The sequence below is a fragment of the Nostoc favosum CHAB5714 genome, from assembly GCF_020829495.1.
Classification (GTDB): Bacteria; Cyanobacteriota; Cyanobacteriia; order Cyanobacteriales; family Nostocaceae; genus Nostoc; species Nostoc favosum.
Genome location: NZ_JAIVFQ010000182.1, coordinates 1 through 6,792, shown reverse-complemented (window position 1 = coordinate 6,792; position 6,792 = coordinate 1). Strand labels below are relative to the sequence as shown.

Below are 6,792 nucleotides of genomic sequence, written 5' to 3'. Positions count from 1 at the left end.
AAGATGGTTCGGTTGGAGGTATGCAATTGGACAAGCACCAAATTACTGAGGAGCCGGATGAGGTGAAAGTCTCACGTCCGGTTTTGAAGACGAGTCGCTTTGGTGACGAGGTGGCTTAGTTTAATTGTAATCTTTACGATGCTGCAACAAAAACCAAGATTTACAGGGAATGGAGTAGAGATTTGGATTGGGCAACAATCATTCATGACATTCAATCTCGCTTAGGTGGGACTTCATCAAATATTCCAGCCACACCAAAACTTAGCGTAGTTCCACAACCAGTACACCCTCAAGACTTACGAGTAAGAAATATTCGCACCTTGCTTGATTATCCCCTTGATTTGGTCAAGGAGTGGTTGGAATTTCAAGATGTTAATCTTCCTAGTTCACTTGACATTAGCAAGATTAATGAACTGATAAAAACTATGTGTTTGGCTTGGGCAGCAGATAAGTGCGAGTATCCCAATCATGCCGAATCTTCGTATCAAAAGCAGGTTATTGATGCTGTTGCTAACGGTGCGGATGAGTTAGCTGCAATCAGCGCATGGATGCAACAGTTACAAGCAGTAAAAACTGGGGCAGTGTAAATCAGAATCAGGATTCAGAATACAAAATTATTCTGGCTTCTGATTCCTGATTCCTGACTCCTGAATTCTCAACTTAGAGGAATTAAACCATGAAAGTCATTGTCACAGTAGTCGAAAGAATCACAAGTGAAGCCCATATTGATATCCCTGATGGGCTAAATCAATCCGCAATTAAACAGCACATCGTAGACCGCTACAACACTGGGGGAATGGTCACAGATATGAACATCTTTCAAGTGGATTTTGAATCTATTAGCGCTCGAATTGTACAAGAACAGTCTTCTACTAAGTCTGCATAAATATGGGAGGTAATCAAATGCATACAAAATGGACTGATGAAGAACTCGCAATCATTGAAGCTAAGGCTGAACTTTATACACCTAAACAAATAGCCTCAATCTTAAAAAGACATGGCTATTTCCGCACTCCAATTGCTATTGCTACTAAGCTTTGGACTTTGGGTTATTCTACAAGTCCCTTTCTCGATAACTATAGTAGTGCTGAAATCGCCCGTATTCTGTGTGTGCATTCCACCACCGTTTCTGGTTGGGTACGACGTGGTTGGTTGAAAACTAGCCGCCGTTCTTCTAAGCGTTATCAAGTTCGGAGATGGCATCTCAAACACTTTTTTGACAACCCACCACAACATCTAAAAAAGCGTATTGCCTCTATTGATAAAGAAGCCATTAATTACTTATTAGGAAGACGAGCATGATTGACCACATTAACGCCCTGAAAACAAGCTGGTATCTCTCCCCGCCTTGGGGTCAAACAATTCCACCTATTGAGGTCAATTTACTGGAGAGAGTGTACCTCCGAACCACGAGAACATTTGGTTACTGCTGCGGTATTCAGTGGAAACATGAAACTTGGCTTTATTCAATTGATTGCCGTAATGAAATACTCCACGCCACACAACATCAAATCATTGGGACTGGAGAATTAGAAAACCTACTCGTGCAAAAACCGATTTTTATTTTGGGGCAGAAAGTAATCTTGTGTTCTTATAGCAATGACACAAAACAGCGTCTTATTTTAGGAGTTGCGCTGGTGAATAATTCTTGGTTTTATCTCGTTGAATTGATGTCGCCAACGTTAACGCCACCACTAACTATATCTAATCGTTTCTCACTGGTTGGTGAAAAAAGTTTAGTGCGGGTAAATATCTAAAGTTTTGAAATTTACTTAGGAGTCAAGCAACATGAGTTTACCTTTAAATCAAAGTGTTTTAGTCGAGTCTCCATCATTAAGAACCTCTGCACTTTCTAACCTAGATGATGAGAGCGCCCAAGAAGTTCTCAGCAAAGCAAAGGCAATAGTGTTCGCCCTTTGGAATGGGGAAGGATGGGCCACAGTCGAGCAATTATCCCAGTACTTCCAATCTTCTATACCAGCTATTAAGCATATCTACGAAAGAAACAGTAAGGAGTTTCAGGCTAACGAAACCAAAAAACTAACTGGTAAGGACTTATCTGATGGTCGCTCCACATTGGGTCTACCATCCCGAACATCCCAAGCCAGGGTATTTTCACCTTCTGGAACACTCCGCATCGCAATGTTGCTTACTGAATCGGAAGTAGCCGCTCAAGTGCGAACAATCATCTTAGAGCTAGTTGCAGGAGTGCCTAACATTACACCTAAAGTTGAGACTCCCACTGCACCTGTCCCTGCCCTCCCACCAGTTGAGCAGCGCCTACAAACTTTGGTCGAGGCGATGAAGACTTTAGCTGAACTTACAGGGGGCAAACTCAACCCATACATAGAGCAGCATTTTCAAGACTTCGCCGCCAATCTCCTAGCTCAACAAAATCAACAAGCACTTTCCGGTAGCCAACAGAAATGGATGGGTGTGGTCAACTTTGCAGAGACGGAGTTAGGGAAAAAAGTCCCCTTGAGCGGTTCTCATTATCGCGGTCATCTCGGTACTTGGGTTCGCACCTTTTACCCCCAACTGGGAGAGCGTCAGGAAATGCGGCTGGTCAACGGCACTCAGCAGCCAGTTTACGTTTACGCCTGCCATGACCCAATGGTTGCATCTGGATTGACCAAGGCAATTGAAGAGTTTTTCGCTCACCCAAACCCTACTGCTGCACTAAGAACTGCGGGGGCTTTTGCTACTAAGAAGGCACGGATGTTAGTCAAAAAATGAAAAATCGCACTCATTAGTCTAGTGCGATTGCCTGATTACATACGTGATGAATGCTGAGTCTATGGTATCAGTTTTCGCTTCATCACTCGAAATCGGAAGCAGGTTTTTAGATTTTCATCCATCAAAAATAACAACAAAGTATTATGCAACAACTCACACTCTTCTCTGAATCAGTCCCAGTTTTACCCATCACTTATTACCCCGATTTCTTGAGTCTTGAACAAGCCAATGAACAGTAAACCAAAAAGTTTTTCCTCAAAGAGCGATCGCTCTTTGAGGAAAAACTTTTTGGTTTACTGATGCAGGTATTTACATAAAAATATAGTTTTTACAGCCTTGCCCAATTCCGCCAAGGCTTGATAAGTAGGGTGTAATAAATTACCCCTAGTAAAACGCTTTAAGATGGCTTCAGTTTCTGCCATACCCAAACGCAAAGCAGTAGCATACTTCACCATTTGGTCGTATTGTTGGCGAATTAAATCCCAATTAATAGCGCGAGTTAAAATCGGTTGCAAGTTTGGATAAGCATCATTATTTCCAGTTGACGGACGGTATAACTTCTGAACATTTATACGTTTAAGACGCGGCATTAACTGAAAACCTAGTAAATGACAGAAAGCAAAAGCCACTTCATTTTGACCGTGACTATCCACATAATTTGTCTCCACTTTCATCTCAGTACAGTGGCGTAATAATCCTTCAATCATTATCTAATAAAGTTAATGATTGCTCCAAAGATTGCTGCAAATTAGCAATAAAGACTTCCACATCTGATGGTTGTTTCAAAGCTTGGAAATATTCTAATCTTTGAGTCTCAAAATCAGCAGGTAAATCTTCTTCAGGGTTTCTGTAACGATTAGCTCCTACAACCCATATTTCCTTGCATCTGAGCTTTTCTCTCAATGCTTGCAGCACACTCAACTCATAATTAATGCGATTAACTTTGATTTCATCGTCTGCTCCCGTCTCTAATATAATTTCTTGCCAACCACTACGTAATACCCCATCAATGGGTATATCTTCTCCTGGATCATAATAACGTTGTTTACTATCAGCATACTTTTTCAGTAAAGCTATCGCTTGAATAACTGGACGATGAACTTCATTATTTGAACGGAATTCTAGCTTGTTTAAAATTAACGGTAAAATTCGGCGATAATATCCACCATAAGAAGAGCGCATCACCGTATAAACTTTCTCACGGTAAGCATTCCCTGTAGATTTATACTCTTTCACTAAATTCTTGAGAGTCACCTCACTCACCACAGGAAAAATCACATCCTTGATTGTGCCATCAGGTGTTTTCAAAGAAGCTTCTGCCATTTGGTATAGTAGATTATTCTTCCCATGAACCCGTTTAAAATCCTGAATAAGTTCTTTATCTACACGTTTTTCTGCATTGGCACTTATGCGATGCACAATCTGGATGAGTAACTCTACTAAATTATCTATAACTTCTTGACTTCTGAGCCAACAGAAAGCTGTAAATAGTGTGTAGCGGATATGTTCTGGGTGACGGCGTAAGTCACGAGGATGTTCAACAATTACCCGACTTTTATAGACTTGGAGAACTTTGGTAGGGATTTTTTTAAATAAGTCTGCTGGTAATTCTAATTGCTCAAAAATCTCTAACTTAGCAACTTCTTTTTGAAAACTTTCTACACCAATTCTGCCTGGGTCTGTTTTTAATTCAGTACTTTAAATGACTGAGATTATTTAGATACTCAACTAATGTTTGCTTACTGATAATTTCTATTGACCAACTTCCATACTTTTGCAGTAAAAGTCCGAGGCTCAGTTCATAGGTTTCTCTAGTACTTGGTGCTAGACCAGAACGCTCTAGAAATTCGGTCGTGACAGTGGCTAAAGTTACAGCCGATTTCACGGTTGTTTCTGTATTCTCTCGCTTGGTTTTTTATTGATAAATTATATATCTTTTGAGCAGTTAGCCCTGAGCTTTTTATGGATACTTTTAAAACTCCCAATAGCGATGAATCCCTTGCTAGTTACGTGTCACGGGTCAGGAAGAAACTCAATTTAACTCAGTCTGAGTTGGCGGATGCTGCTGGTATACATGGACGCTCTGTCGGGAAAATCGAGCGAGGACTTACGCTTAAAATTAATCGTAGGACACTTCAAGGGTTAGCGATCGCGCTTGGCGTGCCTCAAGAATATTTGGATGCTGTAATCAAGGGTGAGGAAGTCTCTCAGGTTAGAGGGGTTAAGTTTTGTCCTCAATGTTGGAATCCTGGCGCGGCGGCTGACCCTATGTGGAGTCACGTCAAAGCCAAGTTTTGTTATCTCTGCGGTACACCGATTCGAGCTAACTGCGCGAATTGCGGTGAGTTGGTGTTGTCTTTGAGACACCGATTTTGTCCAATTTGTGGCTGTGCTTATAAAACGCCTGTCAAAACAGCTTATACCCAATAATCAACTCTTTTTTATCAAACCCAGACTCCACAATACTTTCAGCCTATCTTGCCCCTGGTGACAGCTTCGCTGACACTGTTGGCGAAATATTGCTTAACAATTTTGGCAACGTAATATTGCACGAAAATTCTGATTACTTCCGCAGCGATAGGATAATTAAATCCTGAACGCTTAGATAAATTGTTACCATGTTGATGCATCCCCAAAATATCCCCGACATACCTCAACAAACAGTAGAGGTGGCGCGTGCATCTTTCCCAAAAGGAAATATTTACATGAAGATCCGGGATACCTTGGGAAGTATCTTTGAGGAGGAAGTATTTGCCCACTTATTTCCACAAAACGGGCAGCCAGCATATGCACCTTGGCGGTTAGCATTGGTGTGCATAATGCAATTTATGGAGAATTTATCTGACAGACAGGCAGCAGATGCAGTACGTGGACATATTGACTGGAAGTATTTATTGAGCCTCCCATTAACTGACCCAGGCTTTGACTATTCCATCCTTTCTGAGTTCCGTACTCGATTACTCACTGGTGGCGCAGAGCAAAAGTTACTAGATATATTGCTAACCCGGTTGAGGGAAGCCGAATTGCTCAAAACTCATCGCAGACAGCGTACAGATTCAACCCACGTTTTAGGTGCAATACGCACCCTCAATCGATTAGAGACATTGGGGGAAGGGATGCGCGTTGCGCTCGATAGTTTAGCAGTTGCAGCACCTGACTGGTTAGCAACAAATATTCAGCCTGATTGGTTTGACCGCTATGGTCGTCGTGTAGAAAATTATCGTTTACCAAAGCTTGACTCCGAGCGAGAAGCTTTAGGCAGCACAATTGGAGCAGACGGTTTGGCGCTGTTAGACGCAATCAATGACCCAACTGCGCCACAGTGGTTAAGACAAATACCAGGAGTAGAAACCCTGCGTCAAATATGGGTACAGCAATTTTATGCCCCAGAGCCAGATGTCCGAGTAAAATGGCGTACTGTGAAAGATATGCCACCATCTACAATTGCGATTCATTCGCCCCATGATGTCGAAGCTCACTACAGTAGCAAACGCAGCATCGATTGGGTTGGTTATAAAGTACACATGACCGAGATTTGCGACGAAGATAGCCCCCGTTTCATCACCAACGTCCACACAACCCTATCCACCATTACCGACGAGCAAGCAGTGGAACTTAATTTAGTACGGTTGGATGCTTGGTTAAATGGCATACCTCTTGCTCAGACTCGCTCGTCTCGTTTCAAACAATTGCAACCACAAGATGCTTAAAGAATAAGTTCAAGTAACTTTACCATGTAATACACGGTTGACAATTCCTAAAAAGATTTTTAAAATACCGTGTATTACATGGTAGACATATCCTATGAAAAAGATGAAAAGGGATATTCAGGGGAAGTTTGCGATTAAAAGCTCGGACTACCGAGAGGTGCGTTCTTTACGACTAACAGATGATACCTGGAAGGCGTTAGGTATCGCCTCTGAATGCTTGGGATTAACCAGGGCTGACTATCTAGAGGAAATAGTTAGAAGTAACCTAACTCCATGTATTACACGGAAGAATTCAAATATTTCTACTTTTAATACACAGAATTTTTCTGAAGCATTACCGAGTATT

At 41.7% G+C, this 6,792-nt stretch carries 7 protein-coding genes and 3 pseudogenes; 8 read left to right on the top strand and 2 right to left on the bottom strand.

Annotated features, from left to right (window positions below):
* Positions 1 to 182: 182 nt before the first annotated feature.
* From LC586_RS39080 to LC586_RS39060, 5 genes are all read left to right on the top strand, one after another.
* Positions 183 to 587, top strand: a complete 405-nt coding sequence (locus LC586_RS39080; protein WP_229491171.1) for a hypothetical protein — start codon at positions 183 to 185, stop codon at positions 585 to 587.
* A gap of 89 nt (positions 588 to 676) precedes the next feature.
* Positions 677 to 886, top strand: coding sequence for a hypothetical protein (locus tag LC586_RS39075; RefSeq protein ID WP_229491170.1), 210 nt, complete (start codon positions 677 to 679; stop codon positions 884 to 886).
* Positions 887 to 903: 17 nt separating this feature from the next.
* Positions 904 to 1,302 carry a MerR family transcriptional regulator gene (locus LC586_RS39070; protein ID WP_229491169.1) on the top strand — a complete coding sequence of 133 codons (399 nt, stop codon included), beginning with the start codon at positions 904 to 906 and terminating at the stop codon, positions 1,300 to 1,302.
* On the top strand, positions 1,299 to 1,757 hold the full coding sequence (locus LC586_RS39065) for a DUF1392 domain-containing protein (RefSeq protein WP_229491168.1): 459 nt from the start codon (positions 1,299 to 1,301) through the stop codon (positions 1,755 to 1,757). The genes LC586_RS39070 and LC586_RS39065 overlap by 4 nt, the downstream gene beginning before the upstream one ends.
* A 31-nt stretch (positions 1,758 to 1,788) precedes the next feature.
* Positions 1,789 to 2,736 (top strand): hypothetical protein, encoded by a 948-nt coding sequence (locus LC586_RS39060; protein WP_229491167.1) that lies wholly within the window; start codon positions 1,789 to 1,791, stop codon positions 2,734 to 2,736.
* Between the two features lie 299 nt (positions 2,737 to 3,035).
* On the opposite strand, the pseudogene LC586_RS39055 reads toward LC586_RS39060, so the two are convergent.
* Positions 3,036 to 4,428 (bottom strand): annotated as a pseudogene (locus tag LC586_RS39055) (Tn3 family transposase); the annotation flags it as partial.
* A complete protein-coding gene (locus LC586_RS39050) occupies positions 4,427 to 4,621 on the bottom strand; it encodes a hypothetical protein (RefSeq protein ID WP_229491166.1) in 195 nt (64 codons plus the stop codon). The pseudogene LC586_RS39055 and the gene LC586_RS39050, both read right to left, overlap by 2 nt.
* A 77-nt stretch (positions 4,622 to 4,698) precedes the next feature.
* Here LC586_RS39050 and LC586_RS39045 point away from each other — a divergent pair, with 77 nt between their 5' ends.
* From LC586_RS39045 to LC586_RS39035, 3 genes and pseudogenes are all read left to right on the top strand, one after another.
* The gene (locus LC586_RS39045) at positions 4,699 to 5,166 is read left to right on the top strand and encodes a double zinc ribbon domain-containing protein (protein WP_229491165.1); all 468 of its coding nucleotides are present in this window, start codon (positions 4,699 to 4,701) and stop codon (positions 5,164 to 5,166) included.
* Positions 5,167 to 5,354: 188 nt separating this feature from the next.
* Positions 5,355 to 6,350: pseudogene (locus LC586_RS39040) on the top strand (transposase); the annotation flags it as partial.
* A 190-nt stretch (positions 6,351 to 6,540) separates the two neighbouring features.
* Positions 6,541 to 6,792: pseudogene (locus tag LC586_RS39035) on the top strand (hypothetical protein); the annotation flags it as partial.